The 22,949-nt window shown below is 60.5% G+C and carries 20 protein-coding genes; 8 read left to right on the forward strand and 12 right to left on the reverse strand.

All coding sequences use genetic code 11. From position 1 onward, the window contains the following. The first annotated feature begins 59 nt into the window (after nt 1-59). The gene (locus SE16_RS11230; protein WP_201782270.1) at nt 60-1,631 is read left to right on the forward strand and encodes an ABC transporter permease; all 1,572 of its coding nucleotides are present in this window, start codon (nt 60-62) and stop codon (nt 1,629-1,631) included. A gap of 59 nt (nt 1,632-1,690) precedes the next feature. On the opposite strand, the gene SE16_RS11235 is transcribed toward SE16_RS11230, so the two are convergent. Together SE16_RS11235 and SE16_RS11240 are read right to left on the reverse strand one after the other, a co-directional pair. After that, nucleotides 1,691-2,500, reverse strand: coding sequence for a YceI family protein (locus SE16_RS11235; protein WP_054492819.1), 810 nt, complete (start codon nt 2,498-2,500; stop codon nt 1,691-1,693). Nucleotides 2,501-2,577: 77 nt separating this feature from the next. Beyond that, a complete protein-coding gene (locus SE16_RS11240) occupies nt 2,578-2,952 on the reverse strand; it encodes a hypothetical protein (RefSeq protein ID WP_054492818.1) in 375 nt (124 codons plus the stop codon). A gap of 145 nt (nt 2,953-3,097) precedes the next feature. Between SE16_RS11240 and dnaG the strand changes: the two genes are divergently transcribed. Next, nucleotides 3,098-5,089, forward strand: a complete 1,992-nt coding sequence (gene dnaG, locus SE16_RS11245; protein ID WP_054492817.1) for a DNA primase — start codon at nt 3,098-3,100, stop codon at nt 5,087-5,089. On the opposite strand, the gene SE16_RS11250 is transcribed toward dnaG, so the two are convergent. Next, a complete protein-coding gene (locus tag SE16_RS11250; protein WP_060687613.1) occupies nt 5,086-5,706 on the reverse strand; it encodes a LysE family translocator in 621 nt (206 codons plus the stop codon). The two genes, dnaG and SE16_RS11250, sit on opposite strands and share 4 nt — an antisense overlap. A 135-nt stretch (nt 5,707-5,841) precedes the next feature. On the opposite strand from SE16_RS11250, the gene pabB reads away from it, so the two are divergent. Continuing rightward, on the forward strand, nt 5,842-7,623 hold the full coding sequence (pabB, locus tag SE16_RS11255; protein ID WP_082373704.1) for an aminodeoxychorismate synthase component I: 1,782 nt from the start codon (nt 5,842-5,844) through the stop codon (nt 7,621-7,623). On the opposite strand, the gene SE16_RS11260 is transcribed toward pabB, so the two are convergent. Continuing rightward, nucleotides 7,575-8,291 carry an SDR family NAD(P)-dependent oxidoreductase gene (locus SE16_RS11260; RefSeq protein ID WP_054491547.1) on the reverse strand — a complete coding sequence of 239 codons (717 nt, stop codon included), beginning with the start codon at nt 8,289-8,291 and terminating at the stop codon, nt 7,575-7,577. The two genes, pabB and SE16_RS11260, sit on opposite strands and share 49 nt — an antisense overlap. A 95-nt stretch (nt 8,292-8,386) precedes the next feature. Further along, nucleotides 8,387-9,883, reverse strand: coding sequence for an IMP dehydrogenase (guaB, locus tag SE16_RS11265; protein ID WP_054491546.1), 1,497 nt, complete (start codon nt 9,881-9,883; stop codon nt 8,387-8,389). Between the two features lie 211 nt (nt 9,884-10,094). On the opposite strand from guaB, the gene SE16_RS11270 reads away from it, so the two are divergent. From SE16_RS11270 to SE16_RS11290, 5 genes are all read left to right on the forward strand, one after another. Beyond that, entirely contained in the window at nt 10,095-10,703 is a 609-nt protein-coding gene (locus SE16_RS11270; protein ID WP_054491545.1) for a TetR/AcrR family transcriptional regulator, read from the forward strand. Beyond that, on the forward strand, nt 10,700-11,428 hold the full coding sequence (locus SE16_RS11275) for an ABC transporter ATP-binding protein (RefSeq protein ID WP_235472280.1): 729 nt from the start codon (nt 10,700-10,702) through the stop codon (nt 11,426-11,428). Before SE16_RS11270 ends, SE16_RS11275 begins: the two co-directional genes overlap by 4 nt. Nucleotides 11,429-11,438: 10 nt before the next feature. Further along, on the forward strand, nt 11,439-13,793 hold the full coding sequence (locus tag SE16_RS11280; protein ID WP_054491544.1) for an ABC transporter permease: 2,355 nt from the start codon (nt 11,439-11,441) through the stop codon (nt 13,791-13,793). Between the two features lie 22 nt (nt 13,794-13,815). Further along, nucleotides 13,816-14,463, forward strand: coding sequence for a class I SAM-dependent methyltransferase (locus SE16_RS11285; RefSeq protein ID WP_054491543.1), 648 nt, complete (start codon nt 13,816-13,818; stop codon nt 14,461-14,463). Between the two features lie 85 nt (nt 14,464-14,548). Continuing rightward, nucleotides 14,549-14,956, forward strand: coding sequence for a DUF302 domain-containing protein (locus tag SE16_RS11290; RefSeq protein WP_082373697.1), 408 nt, complete (start codon nt 14,549-14,551; stop codon nt 14,954-14,956). Nucleotides 14,957-15,031: 75 nt separating this feature from the next. Here SE16_RS11290 and SE16_RS11295 read toward each other — a convergent pair whose 3' ends face one another. The 7 genes from SE16_RS11295 to cmk form a co-directional block, all read right to left on the reverse strand. Then, entirely contained in the window at nt 15,032-16,180 is a 1,149-nt protein-coding gene (locus tag SE16_RS11295; RefSeq protein ID WP_054491542.1) for an aminotransferase class V-fold PLP-dependent enzyme, read from the reverse strand. 187 nt (nt 16,181-16,367) lie between these two features. Next, nucleotides 16,368-17,051, reverse strand: a complete 684-nt coding sequence (locus tag SE16_RS11300) for a hypothetical protein (protein WP_054491541.1) — start codon at nt 17,049-17,051, stop codon at nt 16,368-16,370. 373 nt (nt 17,052-17,424) lie between these two features. Continuing rightward, entirely contained in the window at nt 17,425-18,318 is an 894-nt protein-coding gene (locus SE16_RS11305) for an MBL fold metallo-hydrolase (protein ID WP_054491540.1), read from the reverse strand. 129 nt (nt 18,319-18,447) lie between these two features. After that, on the reverse strand, nt 18,448-20,463 hold the full coding sequence (tkt, locus tag SE16_RS11310) for a transketolase (RefSeq protein ID WP_054491539.1): 2,016 nt from the start codon (nt 20,461-20,463) through the stop codon (nt 18,448-18,450). 32 nt (nt 20,464-20,495) lie between these two features. After that, a complete protein-coding gene (locus SE16_RS11315; RefSeq protein WP_054491538.1) occupies nt 20,496-21,449 on the reverse strand; it encodes a thermonuclease family protein in 954 nt (317 codons plus the stop codon). A gap of 2 nt (nt 21,450-21,451) precedes the next feature. Then, nucleotides 21,452-22,114, reverse strand: coding sequence for a lysophospholipid acyltransferase family protein (locus tag SE16_RS11320; protein WP_060687615.1), 663 nt, complete (start codon nt 22,112-22,114; stop codon nt 21,452-21,454). After that, nucleotides 22,111-22,824: a (d)CMP kinase gene (cmk, locus tag SE16_RS11325; RefSeq protein WP_054491704.1), complete on the reverse strand. Its 714-nt coding sequence runs from the start codon at nt 22,822-22,824 to the stop codon at nt 22,111-22,113. Before cmk ends, SE16_RS11320 begins: the two co-directional genes overlap by 4 nt. Nucleotides 22,825-22,949: the final 125 nt, after the last annotated feature.

The following is a 22,949-nucleotide window of genomic DNA, read 5'->3' on the forward strand; positions in this document are numbered from 1 at the left end:
CGTCGAATCCTCGCTTACAGCGCCGAACACGAGGGGGACGATTTCATCGTCCCCCTCCTTTGCGTGTCAGCACAGCCCTCATGCTCTGGGTGCCCTCGCTGACCGCTTCCCTGTTGGTCCTGCTCCCCATGAGTTACCTGGCACTGCGCGTGCTTGGCGGGGGGCTTTCCGCCTGGCGACTGGTCTTTCGGCCAAGCACCCTTGAAGTGATTTGGAATTCAGGCGTGCTGGCGGCCGCCGTCACAGCCTGTTCCGCCCTCATTGCCGTCCCCCTCGCCTGGCTGACCGTGCGCACCGATCTGCCTGGTCGCCGAACCTGGACGGTGCTCATCTCGCTGCCGCTGGTCATTCCCAGTTATGTGGCCGCCTATCTCTTCATCGCGGCGCTTGGACCGCGCGGCATGCTGCAACAGTGGCTCGAAGGCGTGTTTGGCATCACCCGCCTGCCCACCATCTACGGCTTTCCGGGCGCGTTGATTGTCCTCACGCTGATGACCTACCCCTACATGTACCTGAGTGTCCGCGCCGCCCTGCAAGGGCTTGACCCCAGCCTGGAAGAAGCCGCGCGCAGCCTGGGGCATACGGGATGGGAAACTTTTCGCCGCATCACACTTCCGCAACTGCAACCCGCGCTGGCCGCCGGCGGCTTGCTTGTTGCGCTGTACACCTTGCGCGACTTCGGCGCCGTCTCACTCATGCGCTACAACACCTTCACCCGCGTGATTTATGTCCAGTACAAATCCTCCTTCGACCGCACATCCGCCGCCGCCCTGGCGTTGGTGCTGGTTGTCCTGACGCTGGTCCTGCTCGTCATCGAGTCGCGCATTCGTGGGCAAGCCCGCTACCACCGGGCGGCTGTGGGGGCGGCGCGTCGCGCCAAAACCATCAAACTGGGGCGCTGGCGCTGGCCAGCCCTGGCATTTTGCGCGAGTGTGGTTGCGCTGGCGCTGGTTCTGCCGGCGACGGTGTTGTTCTACTGGCTGATACGCGGCTGGCTCGCCGGAGAAGAATTCGTTTCGCTTTGGGCGCCGCTCCGCAATTCGCTCAGCGTCTCGGCGATTGCCGCCATTGTGACAACGGCGTTTGCCCTGCCCATCGCCTTTGTCGAAATCCGCTGGCCGAGCCGTCTCAGCCGCTTTGTGGAACGTACAACCTACATCGGCTACGCACTGCCGGGCATCGTTATCGCGCTGGCGTTCGTCTTCTTTGGCGTGCGTTTTGCCCGCCCCATCTACCAGACCATCTGGCTGCTCATTCTCGCGTATGTCGTGCTCTTCCTGCCGCAAGCCGTGGGGGCAATACGCGCATCCCTCTTGCAAGTCAACCCCTCGGTGGAAGAAGCCGCGCGCAGCCTGGGACGCAAACCGTGGGAAGTCCTTGTGTACATCACACTGCCGCTCGTGCGCCCTGGGCTGGTGGCTGCTTTCGGGCTGGTTTTTCTCACCACGATGAAGGAACTCCCCGCTACCCTCATCCTGGGACCGTTCGACTTCAAGACGCTGGCAACCGTCGTCTGGGGGGCGGTATCCGAGGCCTTTTTTGCACGCGCCGCCGCGCCCGCCCTGCTCATCATTCTGGCCTCTTCGGTGCCCATGGCCTTCTTCGTCGTGCGTGAAGAAGCCGGCGAATAGCCGCGCAGAAAAACAAAAACGCCCCCGTCTGGGGGCGTTGGCGTACATGCACGTGCGCGTTATTGGGCTTCCGCCGCAAAGTTGAGAATCAGCGTCACCTCATCGGCGACGCCCGTCACCGCCGGCACTTCGGGAATGGAAACACCCCAATCAGCGTATTGAACAACCGCGCGCGCCGTCCCTTCCACGCGGTTCTCGCTCACCACCGTTGCCTCCACATCAAACACAACTTCGCGCGTCGTGTCGAGAATCGTCAAATCCCCCACCACCTGGAACGTGTAGGTCTGCCCCACTTCGACACGCTCCGGCGCACCCACAACGCTTTTCGGTTCAAACGTGATGAACTCGTACTGGTCGGTCAGCAGAATGCGATTCTTGATAGCGCGGTCGCGGCGTTCATCGTCGGTGGCAAAGGTGCGTGCATTGATGAGAATGGGCGAGAACGATATCTCGGCGGAGTTGGCAAAGTCAACCGTGAACGTGCCGGCGACATCGATCGTCGAGCCAACAACGGTTTTGGGCGAACCGCGCAACACTTCATCAATGATGAATTGCGCTTCGGTCTCCCCATCCACAAAGGCAAATGTGCGCGCCGTACTCGTTTCGCTTGCCGCGGTCGGTTCGGCTGTGGCTTCCGGCGGCGTGGTTGGTTCCGCCGTCGGTTCAACAGCCTGCGTAGGCGTCGGTTCGGCCGTGGGCGCTTCCGGTTGCTCTGTTGGCGGTTGCTCCGCCTGGACGGTCGCCAGGGCTTCTTCCGCGCTCAGGCTGGCTTCTTCGGGGGTGCGCAAGAACGAATACGCCACCGCCGCGACGCCAAGCACACCAATCACAACCACAGCAAGAACAGCCATGGAAAGATTGCGTTTCATAGTTGCAAGATCTCCGTATTGATTGTTTTCATCTTTGACTATACGCCGCACATGTGGAGAAACGATGAAGAAACCCGCTAGAAACGTCGCAAATGCCGCCGTATGCGCCCCAGCCAGCCGTCAGTTTGCCGCTCGGCGGCTTTGAGTTTGCGGTAAAGCCGCACAAAACGCTCGTTCGCCTCCGGACGCCCGACCACGTAGCCGCGCAAACGCAACGCCCGGTCGGCGTAGTGCAGCCAAAGCCAGACCGCGCGGCGCGACCACTCGACACGCTGGGGCGCACCTTTTTCGACAAGTGCGGCGACTTCCTCGGCTTGCGCTTGTAGCCACTCGCGTTCCACACCATGCACCGAAAGCGCGCCCGTCTTCAATTCGCTTTGCAAGACATCCAGCGCGCCCTTCAACGCCAGCACATCATCGGCGTCAAACTGCACGCGCACCTGCTCATCCATGCTGTTCCTCCTCCGCCCTCACATGGTGCCAGATTGTAGCCAGGCGTTGCACAAGACGAAATGCGCCAACTTGCCAGATAGGTGAGCGGCGTATACTCACACATACCCAAACCGAACGGAACCACAGAAAGCACGCGCACGCCCGATGAGCCATCAAGCCGTAATCGAAGAAATCAAACAGCGCCTTGATTTGGTGGACGTGGTAAGCCGCTACGTGCAACTCAAACGTTCGGGAAGCACGTACAAAGCGCTCTGCCCCTTCCACCAGGAAAAGACGCCCAGTTTTGTGGTGTTTCCTCACACGCAAACGTGGCGGTGTTTTGGCGCGTGCGGCGAAGGCGGCGACATTTTCTCGTTCGTTATGAAAATCGAGGGGCTTTCCTTCCCCGAAGCCCTGCGCCAACTGGCGCGCGAAGCCGGCGTGGAACTGGAAGCCCCCGACGCCCGCACCAGCGCGCTCCAGCAACAGCGCGAACGCCTGCGCACAGTGTGCGAAACCGCCATGCGCCTCTTCACCGAGTGGCTTCGCGCCCCGGAAGGCGAGACCTGCCGCGCCTATCTCGAACGCCGCCGCGTCAGCCCCGACATGGTGCTGGCGTTTGGCTTGGGCTACGCGCCCGAGGGGTGGGATACGCTCTTGAACGCCATGCTGGCGAAAGGCTACACCCAGCAAGACCTGCTGGACGCGGGGTTGGTCATCGCCAACGAGCGCGGTAGCGTGTACGACCGCTTTCGCCATCGCCTCATCTTCCCCATTCGCGACGTGCGCGGGCGCGTGGTGGGGTTTGGCGGGCGCGCGCTGGACGACGAGCAGCAACCCAAATACCTCAACTCGCCGCAAACCCTGCTCTTCGACAAGGGGCGCTTGCTCTACGGGCTTGACCTGGCTAAAGACGCCATCCGCCGTGAAGACCGCGTGGTGCTGGTGGAAGGCTACATGGACGTCATCGCCGCCCATCAGGCGGGCTACCGCAACGTGGTGGCTAGCCTGGGCACCGCCCTTACCCCCGACCAACTGCGGCTCATCAACCGCTTCACCAAAAACATTGTGCTGGCACTCGACGCCGATACCGCCGGCACGGAAGCCGCCAAGCGTGGCATTCACGCCGCCCGTGAAGCCCTGGCGCGCCACTTTGTCCCCAGTGTTGAAGGGGGGCGCTTGCGCCCCGTGGTGGAAATGGCGGGCGATTTGCGCGTGGTGCGCCTGCCCGCCGGCTACGACCCCGACGACCTGCTCAAAGAAGACCCCGCGCAATGGGGTGAATTGGTGGCGAACGCCTTGCCGGTGGTGGAATTTTTCATCCAGGAAGCCATCGCCGGGCGCGACTTGAACGACGCCGCCCAAAAGCGGGCGGTCGCCGAGGGAATTTTGCCCATCATTGCCGAGATACCCAACACCATCGAGCGCGCGCACTACCTGCAACGCCTTGCCTTCTACCTGCACGTCCCCGAGGACGACCTCGCACGCGAAATGACCCTGCTGGTCCGCCAGCAACGCACACAACGCCGCCGCACGCCGCCGCCGCCACCGCCCACATTCGACGCACCGTTCGACGACGTTCCGCCGCCCCCCGACGAGGAAGAGAGCGCCGACATCGGCGTCGAACAGCCCACCACGCCACGCCTGCGCGTCCGCTTCGACGACTACGAAGCCTATCTGCTCTACCTGCTCTCGCAACGCCCCGACCTGCTCGCCGAAGTGGAGCAGGAAATCACGCCGCAAGATTGGCATTCACCCGAATGGCGGCAACTCTACGAGACACTGCTGTTTGATATGCCCATGAGCGGCGCAGAAGTGGAAGCCCTGTTTGAAGAATTGCCCGACATCTTGCAGAGGCTCGCCACCGACTTGCTCAACTACTACCACGACAGACCACTGCCCGATGAAAACGAACTGATTGGCGAAGTGCGGCGCACCGCGTTGCGCATCAAACGCGCCGCGATTGAGCGCACATTGAAAGAAATTGCGTTCCTGGTACGCGACGCAGTGGAAGAAAACGACAAAGCCCGCCTGCAATCGCTGGTTGCCACGCGCAAAGCCCTGCAACGCCAGCAGAAAGAGATTGACCAGCGCATCCGCACCCCCGACGCCACAGCCGCCCCCATTCCCCAGGAAGAAGAAGACGACTTCTTCTAGGCGTTCCCCCACGCCTGCCACGCCATCCAAAATTGCCAGCCCGCCATCAACACAAGCAAGCCCACCGAGACAAGCGCCAGCCGCCGCCGCAACGTCGCGTCGAAACGCCCCGTCAACCCGAAGAGGAGCACCAGCGCCGCCATTCCCCCGATGAGCAACGTGTACATGCCCAGCAAAAAACTCACCGCGTGCCAAGGGGAAATCGCCCAGCCCCGCCGAATAATGGGACCGCCGACAAAACTCCAAAAAATGTAGGGGTTGGGATTGAGCAGGTTGGTGATGGTGGCTTTGGTCAGCACATCACGCAACGAACCGCCACTTTCGATATGGGCTTCCGCCTCGGCTTGCAGGGCGTGGTAGGCCGAGCGCGCCAGATAGAGCAAGAAGAGCCCCCCCGCCACGTGCAAGCCCGCTGTGAACTGCGGCGGCACACTGCTAATCAGCAAGAGGGCGACCGCGATGATAAACCCATCGCTGAGCAACGGGGCGAACGCCGCCCAAATGGTGCGCCGCCACCCATAAATGGACGTGTACGAGAACAGAAAGGCTTTGAATGGACCAGGCAACCACGCCGCCGAGAGCCCCAGCGCCATGCCTTGCAGCAAAAATGTCAGCATTGTTCCCCCCTTGTTTGTGCACTCAGCCGACAAGTATCCTCACATCAGGCAGAGCGCAAAATACCAAACAACCATTTGATTTGTCTTGTCAGTTGGCGGGCTTTTCATACAATACGCGCGCCAAGGGGGAAAGCCGTGGAAGCAATCATCCATGATGAACGCCGCCGCAAATGGTGGCGTTTTACACATCCAATTCGCTACATCCAGGCAACCAGATACGACGAGGTACTGCCTGCGCTGGCGGAAATCGAAGCCGCCGCAGAGCGCGGCGCACACGCCGTCGGCTTCATCACCTATGAAGCCGCTCCCGCCTTCGACCCGGCGTTGCAGACGCAACGCCCCGATGGCGTTCCCTTGCTCTTGTTCGGCATCTTCAACGCCCCCGAACCCGTCGAACTTCCCCACCATGTGGACGCCACCTACGAGGTGGACGCATGGGAACCCGATATGTCCCGCGACGCTTATCAGCGCGCCATCGCCGCCATCAAAGACGCCATCGCGCGTGGCGACACCTACCAGGTGAACTTCACCATGCGGCTGCGCGCCCCGTTTCGCGGCAACCCGTGGGCGCTCTTCGTGGATTTGTACCAGACGCAGGAAGCCCCGCTTGCCGCCTACCTTGACCTGGGTGAAACAGTCGTCTGCTCGGTTTCGCCCGAACTTTTCTTCGCTGTACAGGGTGAACGCATCTGGTCGCGCCCGATGAAGGGCACTGCGGCGCGCGCCCCCCTGCCGCGAGAAGACCGCCTGCGCGCCAACTGGTTGCGGCATTCCGAAAAGAACCGCGCCGAAAACGTGATGATTGTGGACATGATTCGCAACGACCTGGCGCGTATCGCCGAAGTGGGAAGCGTGGACGTTCCGCACCTGTTCACCATCGAGCGCTACCCGACCGTCTGGCAAATGACATCTACCGTAGAAGCGCGCACGACCGCTGATTTGCCCAGCATCATGCAGGCGCTCTTCCCGTGCGCCTCGATTACGGGCGCGCCCAAAGCCAGCACCATGCGCATCATCGCTTCACTGGAAACCAGCCCGCGCCACATCTACACCGGCACCATCGGGTGGGTCGCCCCTGGGCGGCAAATGCAATTCAACGTCGCCATCCGCACCGTGGTCATCAACCGCCAAACCGAAACGGCCGAATATGGCGTGGGGGGCGGCATTGTGTGGGATTCCAACGCCGAGGATGAATACGCCGAATGCCAGGCAAAAGCGCGCGTGCTGACCGAACGCCGCCCCGTGTTCGACCTGCTTGAAACCATGCTCTGGACGCCGCGCGCGGGGTTTTTCTTGTGGGACCGCCACCTTGAACGGCTCCGCCTCTCAGCGGACTATTTTGGCTTCTCGCTGGACATGCGCCGTCTGTACGAAGAAGCCGAAACACTTGCCGAAACACTTGCCCCCGTGCCCCAGCGTGTGCGGCTCACCCTCTCGCGCGACGGCACGACGCAGTGGACGCATACCCCCCTCGCCAACGCCCCCTACCCCGACCGCGTGCGCCTGGCGCTTGCGCCCGCGCCCATCTCCACAAAGAACGTCTTTCTCTACCACAAAACCACACACCGCGACGTGTACGAACAAGCCCGCGCCGCCTGCCCCACCGCCGACGACGTGCTTCTGTGGAACGAACACGGGCACATCACTGAAACCACCACCGCCAACATCGTCGCCTGGCTGGACGGCCACCTTGTGACGCCACCCGTGCACGATGGCTTGCTCAACGGTACGTTGCGCAGTTGGCTGGTGCAACACGGCATTGTGGAAGAGGCGTCCATCCCCATCGAAGCCTTGCACACCTGCCAAAAACTCTACGTCATCAACTCCGTGCGTGGCTGGCGTCCCGCCCTGCTCATCAACGAGCACGCTCACGCCCACAAGCCGCCGTGGACATCCACCACAGCCCCGCTGACGTAAGTCGCCTCATCGGAACAGAGCCACGCCACCGCCGCCGCGACATCATCCGGCGTGCCCAACCGCTGCAAGGGAATGTGGCGCACAACCTCTTCGCCCACTCCCGCCGGGTCAATCATGCCGGGGTTCACCACATTGGCACGAATGCCATGGCGTCCCTCACTCCGCGCCACCGAGCGCGTCAGCACAACCAACGCTGTTTTGAGCGCGTTATACACCGCGGTGTTGGGCGCGCCCCGCGCCACGCCCGCATTCAACGAACCGAGATTGACGATGACGCCCCCGCCCTGTTCCCGCATGACGGGAATGACCAGGCGCATGGTGTAGAACGCGCTCCCCAGATTGCCGTCCACCAGCAAACGCCACTCGCCCAGGTCGGTTTCGGCGAGCGGCTTGGGCACGAATGGACCGACACAGTTCACCAGCACATCCACACGCCCAAAATGCGCCAGCGTCTCGCGCACCAGGTGCTCCGCCCCCTCAGGCGTGCTCACATCCGCGCGAAAAGCGACCGCCTCGGTCAGCGCCGCCAACGCGGCGACGGTTTCTTGCGCGGCGCGTTCGTTGTGGCGGTAGTTCAACGCCAGCGCGTAGCCCTCGCGTGCCAGCCGTGCGGCAATGGCGCGCCCAATGCGGCGCGTGCTTCCCGTGATCAACGCTACACGCTTCATCGCTCTCCCCCTGTCGCATCATAGACAAAACGCCCAACATCGGCGGGAGCCGACATTGGGCGTTCCTTCTCCATCAGTGCAGGCACGCCGTGCGGCTAACGGCGCTCCTGATAGTTTGGCGCTTCTTTCGTAATGAAAACACCGTGTGGGTGGCTTTCAATCAATCCGGCGTTGGTAATGCGGCGGAAACGCGCCTTTGCCCACAAATCGGGGAGCGAGCGTGCCCCAACGTAGCCCATACCACTGCGAATACCGCCCGCCAGTTGGAAGACGTAATCGCGCAGGCGACCTTTGTAGGGAATGTAGCCTTCCACGCCTTCGGGCACCAACTTGCCCTCAGCGCCCTGGGCGTAGCGGTCGCGCCCAGGACCTTGCATAGCGCCCAGACTGCCCATGCCGCGATACGATTTGAAGCGTTCGCCCTGGTAGAGGATGATTTCGCCCGGTGCTTCATCCAACCCTGCCAGCAACGAGCCCAGCATGACCGCCGAAGCGCCCGCAGCCAGCGCCTTCACAATATCGCCGCTGTACTTGATACCGCCGTCGGCGATGATGGGCACGCCATAGGGGCGCGCGGCGCGCACACATTCCCACACGGCCGAAATTTGCGGCACGCCCACGCCGCTAATCACACGCGTGGTACAAATCGAGCCCGCGCCAATTCCCACCTTGACAGCGTGCGCGCCCGCTTCGATGAGCGCAATCGTCCCCTCAGGCGTCGCAACGTTGCCGGCGATGACGGGTGTTTTGGGGAAGTATTCGCGCAACTTGCGGACTGTTTCAATCACATTCTTGGAATGCCCGTGCGCCGTGTCCACCACGAGCACGTCCACGTTGGCTTTCACCAGCGCTTCGGCGCGTTCCAGCGCCGAGGGACCAGCCCCCACAGCCGCGCCGACAAGCAAGCGGTTCAGGCTATCGGTGGCGGCATTGGGGTAATCACGCCGCTTTTGAATGTCCTTCACGGTAATCAGGCCTTTGAGGTAGCCGTTTTCATCCACGAGGGGCAATTTTTCGATACGGTGCTCTTGCAAAATTTCGATGGCTTCTTCCAGCGTCGTGCCAAAGGGCGCGGTGATGAGGTTCTTGCTGGTCATGTACTCGCTGACGGGGCGGCTCATGTCGGTCACAAAGCGAATGTCGCGGTTAGTGAGAATACCGATGAGTTTGCCGTCGGGCTCGGTAATGGGGACGCCTGAAATGCGATAGGTGCTCATCAAGCGTTCGGCGTCCGCAATCGTAGCGTCAGGCGGCAGGGTGATGGGGTCTACAATCATGCCTGCTTCCGAACGCTTGACCTTGTCCACCTCAGCCGCCTGCTCTTCGATCGTCAGGTTGCGGTGAATGACGCCCAACCCGCCTTCACGCGCCAGCGCAATCGCCAGGCGCGCTTCCGTGACGGTGTCCATGGCGGCGGAGAGGATGGGCAGGTTGAGGCGAATACCAGGGGCGATTTCAGTACTCAGGTCAATTTGAGAGGGCAGCACATCGCTGTATCCGGGGAGCAGAAGCACATCGTCGAACGTCAGTGCCTCAGGCGCGGTAAACGTCTCCTCGACTAAGGCATAGGTCTCGTGCGCTGTTTCAGCCATATCCTCACTCCTTGTGTTGATTGCTTACAAAAAACGGCCGCCGAAGCGGCCGTCGTCGTTGGCGAATGCAAGGAGCAGTATAGCCGCGAGGCGCAAGGCGTCAAAACAGTGTCATGTCAGCCTGCTCTCTTCCCAACGCCGGTTGACAGGTTGGCTTTTTGCAGAAAAATGACTGACCAGTCAGTCATAATATTGCGTAGGAGCGTCAACAATGCCTCCCACAGCGCCTGAGGAACGCCGAGCGAAGATTCTGCAAGCGGCTGCACGCGTCTTCGCGCAACAGGGCTTTCAGGCAGCCCGCATGGAAGACATCGCCGCCGAAGCAGGGGTGGCCAAAGGCACACTCTATCTTTACTTCAAAAACAAAGATGATTTGGTGCTGGGGCTGTTAGAGCAGTTCTTCACTGTTGAATTTTCATCTTTGCATGCCCTGCTCGATGCGCCCGGCAGTGTGCGCGAGCGACTCGAACAACTCTCTTTGCACCTCGCGCAAGAAACCCTTGCCATGCAAGACCTGCTTGCCATTGGGTACGAGTTTTATGCTGTGGCTGCGCGCCGCCCCGACGTGCGAGAGGTCTTGCGCGCCTACTTCCAGCAATGGCACGAGGCCCTTGCCACACTTTTGCAACAAGGGGTCGAACGGGGCGAACTCCGCGCGGTGGATGTAGATGCCGCCGCGACCACGCTCATCGCGCTGTTTGAAGGGACGGTATTGCTTTGGTTCACAGACCCCCAGAGCGTGCGCCTGACATACCACCTGCAACAAGGAATTGCGCTTTTCTTTGATGGCATGACCAAGCAACCAGGAGGAACACCATGATGAACACAACACCACTTGCCGCCTTGCACAACGTTTCCAAAGTGTACCAACTTGGCGATGTTCCCGTGCATGCTCTCGATAACGTCTCCTTGGAGATCGCCGAGGGGGAACTGGTCGTCGTACTCGGTCCATCTGGTTCGGGGAAAACCACCACACTCAACCTGCTGGGCGGGCTGGACCGCCCTACCGAAGGGCGCATTCTCGTCGCCGGTGAAGAGATTTCAGCCTACGATGATGACGCCCTGACCGATTATCGCCGCCGCATGGTCGGGTTTGTCTTCCAATTCTTCAACCTGATGCCCACGCTCACCGCGCGCGAAAACGTGGAGTTTGCATTGGAACTGGTCGAATCAGACCGCCGCCGTATCACCCAGCGTGCCGAGGAGATTCTGGCGCAGGTAGGCCTGGCAGAGATAGCCGACCGCTTTCCTTATCAAATGTCAGGTGGTCAACAACAGCGCGTCGCCGTGGCGCGTGCGGTCGCCAAACAGCCGCGGCTTCTGCTGTGCGATGAACCCACCGGCAACCTCGATACCGAAGCGGGGCGCAATGTCCTTGAAACCATTCAATCGCTCAATCGCGAATACGGCACCACAGTTGTGCTTGTGACGCACAACACCGCTATCGCTGAAATGGCCGACCGTGTCATCCGCATGCATGACGGCCGTATCGCCGAGGAACACCGCAACCCGGCCCCCAAACCCGCTTCGGCGATTACGTGGTAAGGAGGCGACCATGACTCGCACACTCTGGCGTAAACTCTGGCGTGATATTCGTGCGAACCGCGGGCAAACTGCGGCGTTGGTCTTGTTGATTGCATTGGGTATCGCCAGTTTTATGGCGATGATTGGCGCCTACCGCGATCTCTCGCTTTCGTATGAACACACCTACGAGCAGCTCAAATTTGCCGACTTGACCATAAAAGTGCTGGGCGCGCCGCAAACCGTGGTTGACGAAATCGCCCAGGTAGAGGGCGTACAAGCCGCGATGGGGCGCTATGTCGTGGATACCGGCTATGACGCCGGCGAAACCACACTCCGCGCACGCTTGATTGGTATCCCTGACGAACACCGCCCCACCGTCAACGACCTGCTTTTGCTCGAAGGGCGCTACTTTGAGCCTGGCGAAACAGGTGTGGCACTCCTCGAAAAACATTTTGCCGAAGCCCACAACATCCACCCCAACGATACCATAACGCCCATCCTGAACGGGCAATCTGTGCCGCTGAAAGTGGTTGGCATTGTCGCCAGCCCGGAGTATCTGATTGTCAGCCCCAGCCGCTACGAGCTCATCCCGGCCAATCGCACCTTCGCCGTCATCTTTACCCCCTTGAACGACCTGCAACGCCGCCTGGAAGTCGGTCAGACCATCAATGAAATCACCGTGCGTATTGACGACAACGCCGACCTCGCCGCAGTTGAACAACGTTTGCGCGAACATCTTGCGCCTTACGGCCTCGTCGAAAGTATCACACGCGATGAACAACCTTCCCATGCCGCCCTGCAACTCGACATTGACGGCTTCCGCCAAATGGCATACGCCATTCCGGCGCTCATGCTCTTTGTGGCGCTGATGGCGCTTTCGATGCTGGTGGGGCGGCTGGTCCACACACAACGCCCCCTCATCGGCGTTATGCTTGCCTTTGGGCATACGCGGCAAACCGTATTGCGATTCTTCTTGCTCCTAGCACTCACCATTGGCCTCTTGGGGGCTGCGGCTGGCATTGCCCTGGGAGTGCCGCTCGGCACTGCCCTGACAAGCGCCTACGCTCACGAGCTGGGCATTCCCCTCGTCAAAACACGCCCGCACCCCGACGCCATGTTCCTCGCCGTCGCGCTGAGCTTGCTCACAGCAACCCTTGCGGCGCTTTCACCTGCTCGCCACGCGACACAGGTCGAACCAGCGACCGCCATGCGGCAAGACCCCGCGCTGAGCGTCGTGGCTGTGCGCCCCCTCCGGCTCGAACGGGTCTGGCGCTTGCCTTTGACAGCACGCCTGGCACTCCGCAACCTCTCACGCAACCGCCGCCGCACATTTGGCACATGGCTGGCACTCGTCCTGACGCTGGTGCTGTTGTTGGTTTCCCTGGCGTTGGTAGATTCCATGAACACACTGCTGCAAACACACTTTGAAGAGATTGAGCGGTGGGATATTCTTGTTGTGTTTCAGCAACCCCAACCTATGGAGCGCGTGCAAGACCTGCAAGCGATTGAAGGCGTCACAGCGGTTGAACCGCTTTTGCAACTGCCCGCCCAGTTGCACGCCAACAACAAGGAGGAAGAAATCTTGCTCAACGCCTTGCCCGCTTCAACCACCATGCACACGTGGAACCTTCCGCGCCGTCTCACGGTCGAAGAAGCGTTTGCCCCTGGGCATGTCATCATCACTCGCGCGATGGCCGATGCGCTTGGGGTTGCACGCAACGACACCGTGGACATCGAGACACCCTATGGGCGGCGCACGTTCCGCATTGGCGGCGTTTCAGACGAAATGGTCGGGCCGGTGGCGTACATTCGTTTGGATGACGCACAAGCACTGATTGGAGCGGCGCTCTGGAATAGCGCCTATGTCAAAACCAAAGCCGACCGCGAAACCGTGCAAAATGCGTTCTACCATCTCTCCGGTGTCGCGCTTGTACAAAACAAGCACGATATGAAGCGCGAATGGCAAACGCTGATGGGGCTGTTTTATGCTTTCGTGAGCGTGATGCTTTTGTTCGCCATTCTCATGGGCGGCGCTGTGCTCTTCAACACCATGAGTATGAACGTGCTCGAACGCCGCCGCGAACTGGCGACAATGCGCGCCATGGGAACACCATACCAGCGCCTGCGCCGCCTCATCGCAATCGAAGTCGCCCTCATCTGGGCGTTGGCGTTGCTGCCCGGCATGGTCGCCGGCTATTGGGTCGCGCTTCAGTTTGGGCGTCTCTTCAACAGCGAGCTGATGACGTTCCGCGTCACCATTGCGCCCATTTCCTACATCGGTGCGGCGCTCGCCGTATTGGTCACTGCATGGGGAGCAACATGGCCCCCTCTGCGCGGTATCAAACGGCTCAATCTGGCCGAAGCCATCCGTGAACGCATCGCATGAACAGACTTTCGAGGCAAAGAGGATGAGAACACCACCTTCACCCGCTGCCATTCAGCATTTTTATGAATGGCTGGGGCGGAAACACGATTGGGCGGAAGTGTACGAAAGCCGCGCCAAAAAACGTGCGCTGGCACTGCTGGATATCCAGCCGGGAATGCGGGTGCTCAACGTAGGCGTTGGCACAGGGAAAGACCACCGCCGCCTGGTGCAAGCGGTCGCACCAGGTGGCATCGCCGTCGGTGTGGACATTGCCGCCACCATGCTGCGGCTCACGCAACGCCGCACAGGCGCCCCCGTTGTACAGGCGGACGCCCGCGCCTTGCCCTTCCCCGACAACACATTCGACCGCCTTTTTTGCGCCTACATGTTCGACCTTCTCCCGCTTCCCGACCTGCGCCCCACCTTGCTTGAATGCGTGCGTGTCGTGCGCCCTGGGGGGCGGCTCGTCCTCGTCTCGCTTGGGGAAGGCGTCACTCGCACCAGCCAATTTGTGATGCGGCTCTGGAAGGGGCTTTACCAACTCGCGCCGCTGGCATGCGGCGGCTGCCGCCCCATTCCACTGGCGCACATTGCCACGACCCTGCCGGCTGTCCGCGTGCAACATGAAACGATTGTCCAGTGGGGCGTGCCAAACGAAATGGTTGTGATTGATATTGAAAGCGATGAGTAGCCCTTTCCACTCGCACTTGACACGCCAGACCAAAGCCGATATACTCCCCCCGTGTACAGCGATTGCGGAAGAAGGAGGTGCCAACATGAGCACACAAGTCACCTACGGCATGACCAAAAGCCTGAATGTCCCCTTTGAAACGGCCGTCGAACGTGTCACCGAAGCGCTCAAAGAGCAAGGCTTCGGCATTCTCACCGAAATTGACGTGAAAGCCACCTTGAAGAAAAAACTCGACGTTGATTTTCGGCGCTATGTGATTTTGGGGGCGTGCAATCCACCGCTGGCGCACCGTGCGCTTTCGACCGACATTCACATTGGCTTGATGCTCCCGTGCAATGTCGTTGTGTACGAAGACGAGAGCGGGACGGGAAGCGTGGTTGAAATCGCCGACCCCATCGCTATGCTGGGCATTGCCAATTCGCCCGACCTGATGCCCATTGCGCAGGAAGCCCGCGAACGCCTGCAAAAAGCACTCGACGCCCTGGATCAATAGACAAACCAGAGGGTTGCGAGCCCACACAAAAACGGGACGCCGCGCGGCGTCCCGTTTGACGTTGTTGCCTAGGGGTCAAACGCCTATCTCATCCAGCACCGCCAGCAAGCGCTCGATATCCGCCCACGTGTTGTAGAAATGCGGCGAGACGCGAATCCCGGGACCACGCACGGAGACATGCACATCCGCGGCTTTCAGGCGCTCCCACACCTGCTCGGCGGGGACGCGCGGATGCTGGAAGGTCACAATCCCCGCGCGCTCCTCATCACGGGCGTGCGGCGTGACGACCTGCATACCACGTTCCAGCAAGGCTTCGATGAGCCGCCCCGTCAACGCCAGCACATATTCGGCAATCTGTGCCACTCCCACCTCGCTCAGCAAGGCAATGCTCTCCATCAAGCCGACCAAGCTGGGCCACGCCAGCGTCCCATGCTCGTAGCGGCTTGCGGTGGGGCTGAGCGGCATATCGTAGTCAAAGAAGTTCATGGGGTTGACCGTTCCCAGCCAGCCATAAGCGCGCGGGTCGAGCAGGTCGAGCAACTCACGCCGCACGTAGAAAATGCCCGCGCCCAACGGTCCCATCAACCACTTCGGTCCCCCAGCCGCCATGAAGTCAATCCCCATGGCTTGCACATCAATCGGCAACACACCCGCTGCCTGAATCACATCCACACAGACCAACACATCGCGACGATGCGCCTCTTCCGCCAACTCGGCGATTGGGTTGCGATACCCCGTAAAAAACTCCACATAACTGAGCGCGAGTAAGCGCGTGCGCTCGTCCATCGCCGCGACAATCTCGCGCGGGTCAATACGCCCATCACGCGCGGGGACACGCCGAATTTCCACGCCCGCCGCTTCCAGATTGCGCCACGGGTACACATTGGCGGTAAACTCCGTCTCGGCGGTCACCAGGTTGTCGCCCTCGCGCCAAGGCAAACCACGCGCCACCAGCAACAACCCTTCCGACGTGTTGCGCGTGAAGGCAATTTCATCGGGGTGGGCGTGAAAAAAAGCCGCCACACGTTGGCGAAACGAAGGCAACAAGTCGGGGTTTGCGAACGCCGGTGGGTGTCCATGTTGCATACGCGCATCAATCCAATCTTGCACGGCTTGCGCAGTGCGGACGTTCAACGGCGAGACAGCGGCATGGTCAAGGTACGCAGCATGCTGAGTAATGGGGAACAACGCCCGTGCGGCGTCACTGCCGGGTACGAGTGCCATGTTCGACTCCTTGATGCTTCTTCAAAGTTGGTTCTTTTGGGAACAAAGGAGCACCATGAAGCGAACAGGTGAGAAAAACATGGCGCTCCCAAGGGGACAGTATAAGCCGAAATGCAGCGGAACGCACACTGTGTAGAGGGTGAATCACAAACCTGGAAGAAACAAGCGGATGAAAAATTGACGCCCTTTAGGGGTGCAAAATACCCAGAAGAGCCTTCGCCTTCTGCCAAAGAAAGAAGATTCTCCCGCCTGGTCCTTTTGGTTGAGGAAATTCCAAAAGCGGCGGTTTGTCATAGAGTGCATCTTCCGCCAAGGTCAATTGAAGATCCTCCAACGAACGAGAAGGTTCTTCAAAAGAAAGTTGGTATAAAAGTCTTGCACATCCCCAAAGCTTTTCTTTTTCTTCCTGCTGGGGGCAAATAATTTCATAAAGCCTTCCATCAGCGGCCACATACACATAGGCGCTGGGATCCATACCGGGTACACTATCAACCATAACGCCCCGGTAACCATCCACCAACACTTGTTCAACACCAAACTGCCAGCCCGGGAACTCTCGAATCAATTTTAGAACACGCAATTCTATCTGGTTTGGTGCATCGCGGTGACGCCACGCCACCCGCAATACCATACGCCCATCTGAATCCACAAGCGTAAAGCCAAAATCGTCGGCAAGATACTGATCTTCAACAACACGTGTTCCTGAGGGGAGCGCCCGTAGCGAGACCCCTAGAACGTCATTACGATAGATGGGAGTGCTTTTTTCTCCAACAATGGGAGATGTCCCCTGCACCATTACCCAGTTGTTTCCTGAACCAAGCAGAGAAAGCAGAACACATATGAAAACAGATAGCAGTTTGGCCTTGCGCATATTTGTCTCCTTTCTTTTTCAGTTCACTTCCTGATAAGACAACCATCAATCTGCGCAGATTGACGCCAAACACTTTATCCAAAAAAGTTATCTTTTACAATCCCCTTTTCCGAGGATTTTTCTCATCTCCCCCTGAGTATTAGGGGTACAATCGAACCCAAAACCCACAAAACGCGCTGACCTCAACCAAGAACGCTGAACAAGCAAAAGTGCACGCACGGAGATGTGAAGCCCTGAGAGGAAAGCCTGCGGGTACGCATTGCCAACAAAAGGGGCATGCAGAAACGCGCCCACCACCTCGCGAAGTGCGCGGCGGTGGACGCGCATTGTTCACTGCCTGATTGCGTCGCGTTGACAACTCCGACGCTATGCGTTATTGCGCGCGGTATTTGTGCCAGTAGCGGTACATGCCATCCGCAGACATCCAGGGGGGCGAGACGACCTCGTACATGTGCCACCACGCTTCATCTAACCCCTGCGCCTCGGCTTGCGCCCGAATCCAGTCGGTAAACCGCTTGCGCAGCGTCTCGCGATCGGGATTGTCGCGCATGGTCTCCACCAGCCACGCCTCGGCGGCGTCCAATGCTTCACGCGCCGCCGCCAGATGAAACGCGACATCGTCGTAGATGCCAAAATGCGTCGGCGCAATACGTGCCACGTCGAGCTGTTGCAAACGGTCAAGGCTGGCGCGCCATCGCTCAATGTGAAACTCCGGCGGCGGCATGGGCAAGCTGACAAAACGGTTGCCGAACCGCATTCCCCCCACGTCTCCCGTGAAGAGCACATCGCCCAACCGGTAGCTCACGTGGTGGTTGGCATGCCCCACGGTTTCCAGCACCTCAATCGTCAACTCTTCGATGTGCAGCGTCATATTGTCAGCCAGTTCGTGCACCTGCTCAGCCGGCACCGGCAAAAATTCCCCCCACAAGCGGTCCATGTCGTCGCCGTAGATGCGCCCTGCGCTTGCCAGCAACTTTTCGGGATTGATGAGGTGCGGCGCACCGCGCGGGTGAACATGCACGCGCGCCCCATGCCGTGCCACCCATCCAACCGCGCCGGCGTGGTCCAGGTGAATGTGCGTCAACAAGACGTCGGTGATGTCCTCCATGGTGAAGCCATGCGCCCGTACACCGGCTTCAAGCGCGGCGGTGGTTGTGCCCGGACCGGTTTCAATGAGCACCGCCCCCCGCGCATGTGGAATCAGATACGCAGCAATAGTGCCGGGAAAGCCCTGAAAATTCAGGTCGAGTGTGTGTATCGTGGTCATGGTTCTGCCTCGCGTTGTTTTGGATTATGCGCCTCTGTGTCTTCTCTGTTATAAACTCGCTTGCGCAAAGCGACAAAGAGGCCGCAAGGGCCTCTTTGTCATCCTCATCGTCTGCGGTCACCGACAGGCTCAGCCCGCCACCCGTTCGAGCAAGGCTTTGGCACGCGCCACCACGTTTTCCACCGTGAAGCCAAATTGCTCTTGCAGTACCTTGTACGGGGCGGATGCGCCAAACCGGTCAATGGCGATGATATCGCCGTCCAGCCCCACCCAGCGCTCCCAGCCCAACGAAGCGCCGGCTTCAATCGCCAGGCGGGCTTTCACCGCGCTGGGCAACACGCTCTCGCGGTATTCCGGCGATTGCTCGGCGAAGAGTTCCCACGACGGCATGCTGACCAGGCGCACGCGCACCCCTTCAGCCGCCAACTGCTCGTAAGCGGCAGCCGCCAATTCCACCTCAGAACCGGTCGCGATGAGAATCAGGTCGGGGGTGGCGGCGTTTTCAGCGAGCACATACGCGCCATAGCGCAGGTTGGCGGCGTCGGCGTAGCGTGTGCGGTCAAGCGTGGTGATGCTCTGGCGAGAGAGCGCCAACGCCACCGGGCGCGACGTTTCCGCCAGCGCCACCCGCCACGCTTCCACGGTTTCGTTGGCGTCGGCGGGGCGAATGACAACCAGGTTCGGCATGGCACGCAACGACGCCAAATGCTCGATGGGCTGGTGGGTCGGGCCGTCTTCCCCCAGCCAAACGCTGTCATGCGTATAGACGAAAATCACCGGCAGATGCGACAACGCCGCCAGGCGCACAGCCGGGCGCATATAGTCGCTAAACACCAGGAAGGTGCCGCCGTAGGGGCGCACGCCGCCATGCAACGCCATGCCGTTCATCGCCGCGCCCATGGCATGCTCGCGAATGCCCCAGTGCACGTAGCGCCCATCGTAGGCGTCGCGTGCGAAGATGTGCGCCCCCTTGAATTTGGTGTTGTTGGAAGGCGTCAAGTCGGCGGAGCCACCGATGAGGTAGCCCAACTTGGGCATGATGGCGTCGAGCACTTTGCCGCTGGCTTTGCGTGTGGCGAGTTTTTCACCCGCGGCAAAAGTGGGCATATCAGCGTCCCAGCCTTCGGGCAAGGCATACGACCAATAGTGCCGCCAGGCTTCGGCTTCGGCGGGATACTCGGCGGCGTACCGCTCGAAGAGCGCCTGCCATTCGTGTTCCCACGCTTCGCCCCGCTCGACGGCTTGCCGCATGTGTGCATACACCTCATCCGGCACGTAGAACCATTTATCCTCAGGCCAGCCAAGGTTGCGTTTTGCCAGGCGCAGTTCTTCTTCACCCAAAGGCGAACCGTGCACGCCTGCTGTGCCCTGCTTGTTGGGCGCGCCGTAGCCGATGGTCGTGCGCACCATAATCAGCGATGGGCGGCTCAGGTCGGCGCGGGCTTCGGCAATGGCTTGTTCGATGGCGTCCAAATCATGGTCGCCATCCTCAACCTCCAACACTTGCCAGCCATACGCCTGGAAGCGCATGGCAACGTCTTCGGTGAACGCCAGCGATGTATCGCCGTCAATGGTGATGTGGTTGTTGTCATAGAGATAAATCAGGCGCCCCAGCCCCAAATGCCCGGCAAGCGAGGCGGCTTCACTGCTGATGCCTTCCATCAAATCGCCGTCGGAGACAATCGCGTAGGTGAAGTGGTCCATGATGTCATAGCCAGGGCGGTTGAAGACAGCCGCCAGGTGGCGCTCCGCCATTGCCATGCCCACGCCATTGGCAAATCCTTGCCCCAGCGGGCCGGTGGTTGTTTCCACGCCGGGCGTCAAACCATATTCGGGGTGGCCGGGGGTGATACTCCCCCACTGGCGGAAGTTCTGAATGTCTTCCATGCTGACGTCGTAGCCTGTGAGATGCAGCAATGAGTAGAGCAGCATGGAACCGTGCCCGGCGGACAGAATAAAGCGGTCGCGGTTGGGCCATTTGGGATTGCGGGGGTTGTGTTTCAAGAAGCGCGTCCAGAGCACATACGCCATCGGCGCAGCCCCCATGGGCAAGCCGGGGTGTCCGCTGTTGGCTTTCTGGACGGCGTCGGCTGAGAGAAAACGAATGGTGTTGATTGCCAATCGGTCAAGGTCGGTGTATGGCATAGGTCGCTCCCTTTGTGTGTCCACGTTTCGATTTATTCACCATCAAGCAACGCCAGTTGCACAACGTCGCGCAAGACAATTTGCGGCGTCCCTTTGTAGAGTTGAACCCGCCCCTGAATGGCAATGCACCGGTTGAGCAGGTAGGTTTCGGGGGGGTCGGGAAAATCTTGCCAGCGGTCTGGGAAAATGACCACGTAGAAGTGCCCTTGGTAGGGGTCGTGCGAATTCAAGAAGACCGCCTTGCCGCTGTTGTGCGTGGAGACGACGCGAAAGACAATCGTTGCGGTTTGGTCAATCACGTTCCGCGCCTCTTCGGGACCAATGGCGCCGGGCACGAGCGAGGGGTCGCACGCCTCGGCGTTGGCGGGAGCGGGCGCAGCGGCGGCTTCCTCGGTCGCCGGTGTTGGGGCAACCGCGCCGCTGCCCCCTGCAATCGGCTTGAATTCCGACCAGACGCCGCGCCGCTTTTCGCGCGCCACAAATTCGAGGTCGCGCAGCAGGTCGGCGTAGCGGTCATCCGGCGGGACAATGTTCACAAAAGCGTAGCCCAGGCGCACCATTTCGGCTTCCACAAGCGTGCCGTCTTCGAGGAAAATCCAGCGTAGCAAGCGCCCAAAATGGTCACGGTCGGTTTGGTCGGGTTCAAGATAGACGATTTTGCCTTCCACCAACTGGCGGTTGAACTCGGTCGCTTCGGGTCCGTAAAATTCCGCACTGCTCAGGTTGGGGTTGACGTCCGATTCAGGCGTGTCAATGCCCAGGTAGCGGACATGCTCGCCGTTCTCGATTTCGATGGTATCGCCGTCAATGACCCGCACCACGCGCGCCGGCTGTCGGTTGTTGGGCAAGGCGGGCACGGTGGGCGTTGGCGCTACCGCCGCAGAGGGTTCGGCGCGATTTTGCAAAACCAACACCGCCAGCGCGATGTTGGTCACCGCCAGAAAGACGACTGCAAGCGCCAGAAGTTTCCATGCGTTTTTGGACATGTTCATTCACCTTCGGAGACACAATTGGCATACACCCCGCGATAGGCGGGGGGCAACAGGCGCGCAATTTCGCACATGATGCGCTGTGTGGCTTCGGCGCGTTGTTCACGCCGACGAGCGGGGTCGAGGGGGGGCAAGCGGAACGGTTCGCCAATGTGGATGACGATATGCCCGCGGCGACCATGCCGCCAATCGTCGAAAAGACGCTCGGTGCCCCACATGGCGACGGGCAAAATGGGCACGCCCGCTTTGAGCGCCAGATAGCCCACCCCTTCGCGGGCTTCGCGCAGTTGGGCGTCGTCGCTGATACCGCCTTCGGGGAAAATGGCGACGCGCTCGCCCCGTTCCAACGCTTCCAGCACCTGGCGGATGGTGTCAAGCGTCAATCCGCCGTCGCGGCGCACACGAATAGGCGCATAGAACGAGAGCAAAGGCGGGAGCAAGGGACGCTCCCACAGGTCCGCCGCAGCCACGTACTCGATAGGTTCGGGCATGGCGTGGAGCAGTGCCGGCGGGTCGGCGTCGCCGATGTGGTTGCATGCAATCAACAAAGGACCGGGGGGAATGTCGCGCCGACCGCGAATTTCCACCTTGACAAACAACCGCGCCACCAGGCCAACCGCCCACTTGGCAAGCCAACGCCGCAGACGCAAAAAACGCCTCATGAGGATGAAACCTCCTCGCGTGCTCCCAGCAGGTCGAGCAAACGTTCGACCACCTCATCGCGCGAAAGCCCGGTGGTGTCCACATAGATGGCGTCGGGCGCGCGGCGCAGCGGCGCCACGGCGCGCGTGCTGTCCAACCGGTCGCGTTCGCGCAAATCCGCCAGAATGGCGTCGTAATCGGCTTCTTGCCCACGCGCCACCAATTCATCGTAGCGGCGGCGGGCGCGTTCTTCGGGTGAAGCGTCGAGATAGAACTTGATATCCGCATCGGGCATGACCACGGTGCCAATATCACGCCCTACCATGACGACCCGCCCACGTTGCCCAATGCGGCGCTGTTGGGCGGTGAGCGCCAAGCGCACGCGGGGGTGCGCCGCCACATACGAGACACTGGCATCCACCTGAGGCGTGCGGAGCGCCCAGGTGATGTCGCGCGCGCCGACGAGGACGGTGTAGTAGCGCCCGTCATCGTGCCCGGCGGGTGGTTGAACGTCAATGATCGTTGTTTCCGCCAGCACGCCTAACGCCTCTTCATCATCCAAGGGAACCCCCTGCTCCAACGCCAACAAGGTGATCGCACGGTACATGACACCCGTATCGAAGAAAAGGTATCCCAAGTGCTGCGCCAACGCCAGCCCAACACTGCTTTTTCCAGCCGCAGCCGGTCCATCAATCGCTATGGTCTTGGCTTTTCGATGTTCAGGTTTCACAACAACAATGCTCCTCGCTCTCAAAGTATGGGTGATGTTGTTATACCGCAGGCAAGCAGAAGAGCAAGCAGGGGGTGGTTTGCCAACACATCCAACACAAACGGGGCGGCGCGTCTCCCGCGTCG

The sequence above is a fragment of the Ardenticatena maritima genome (assembly GCF_001306175.1).
GTDB classification, from domain to species: Bacteria; Chloroflexota; Anaerolineae; order Ardenticatenales; family Ardenticatenaceae; genus Ardenticatena; species Ardenticatena maritima.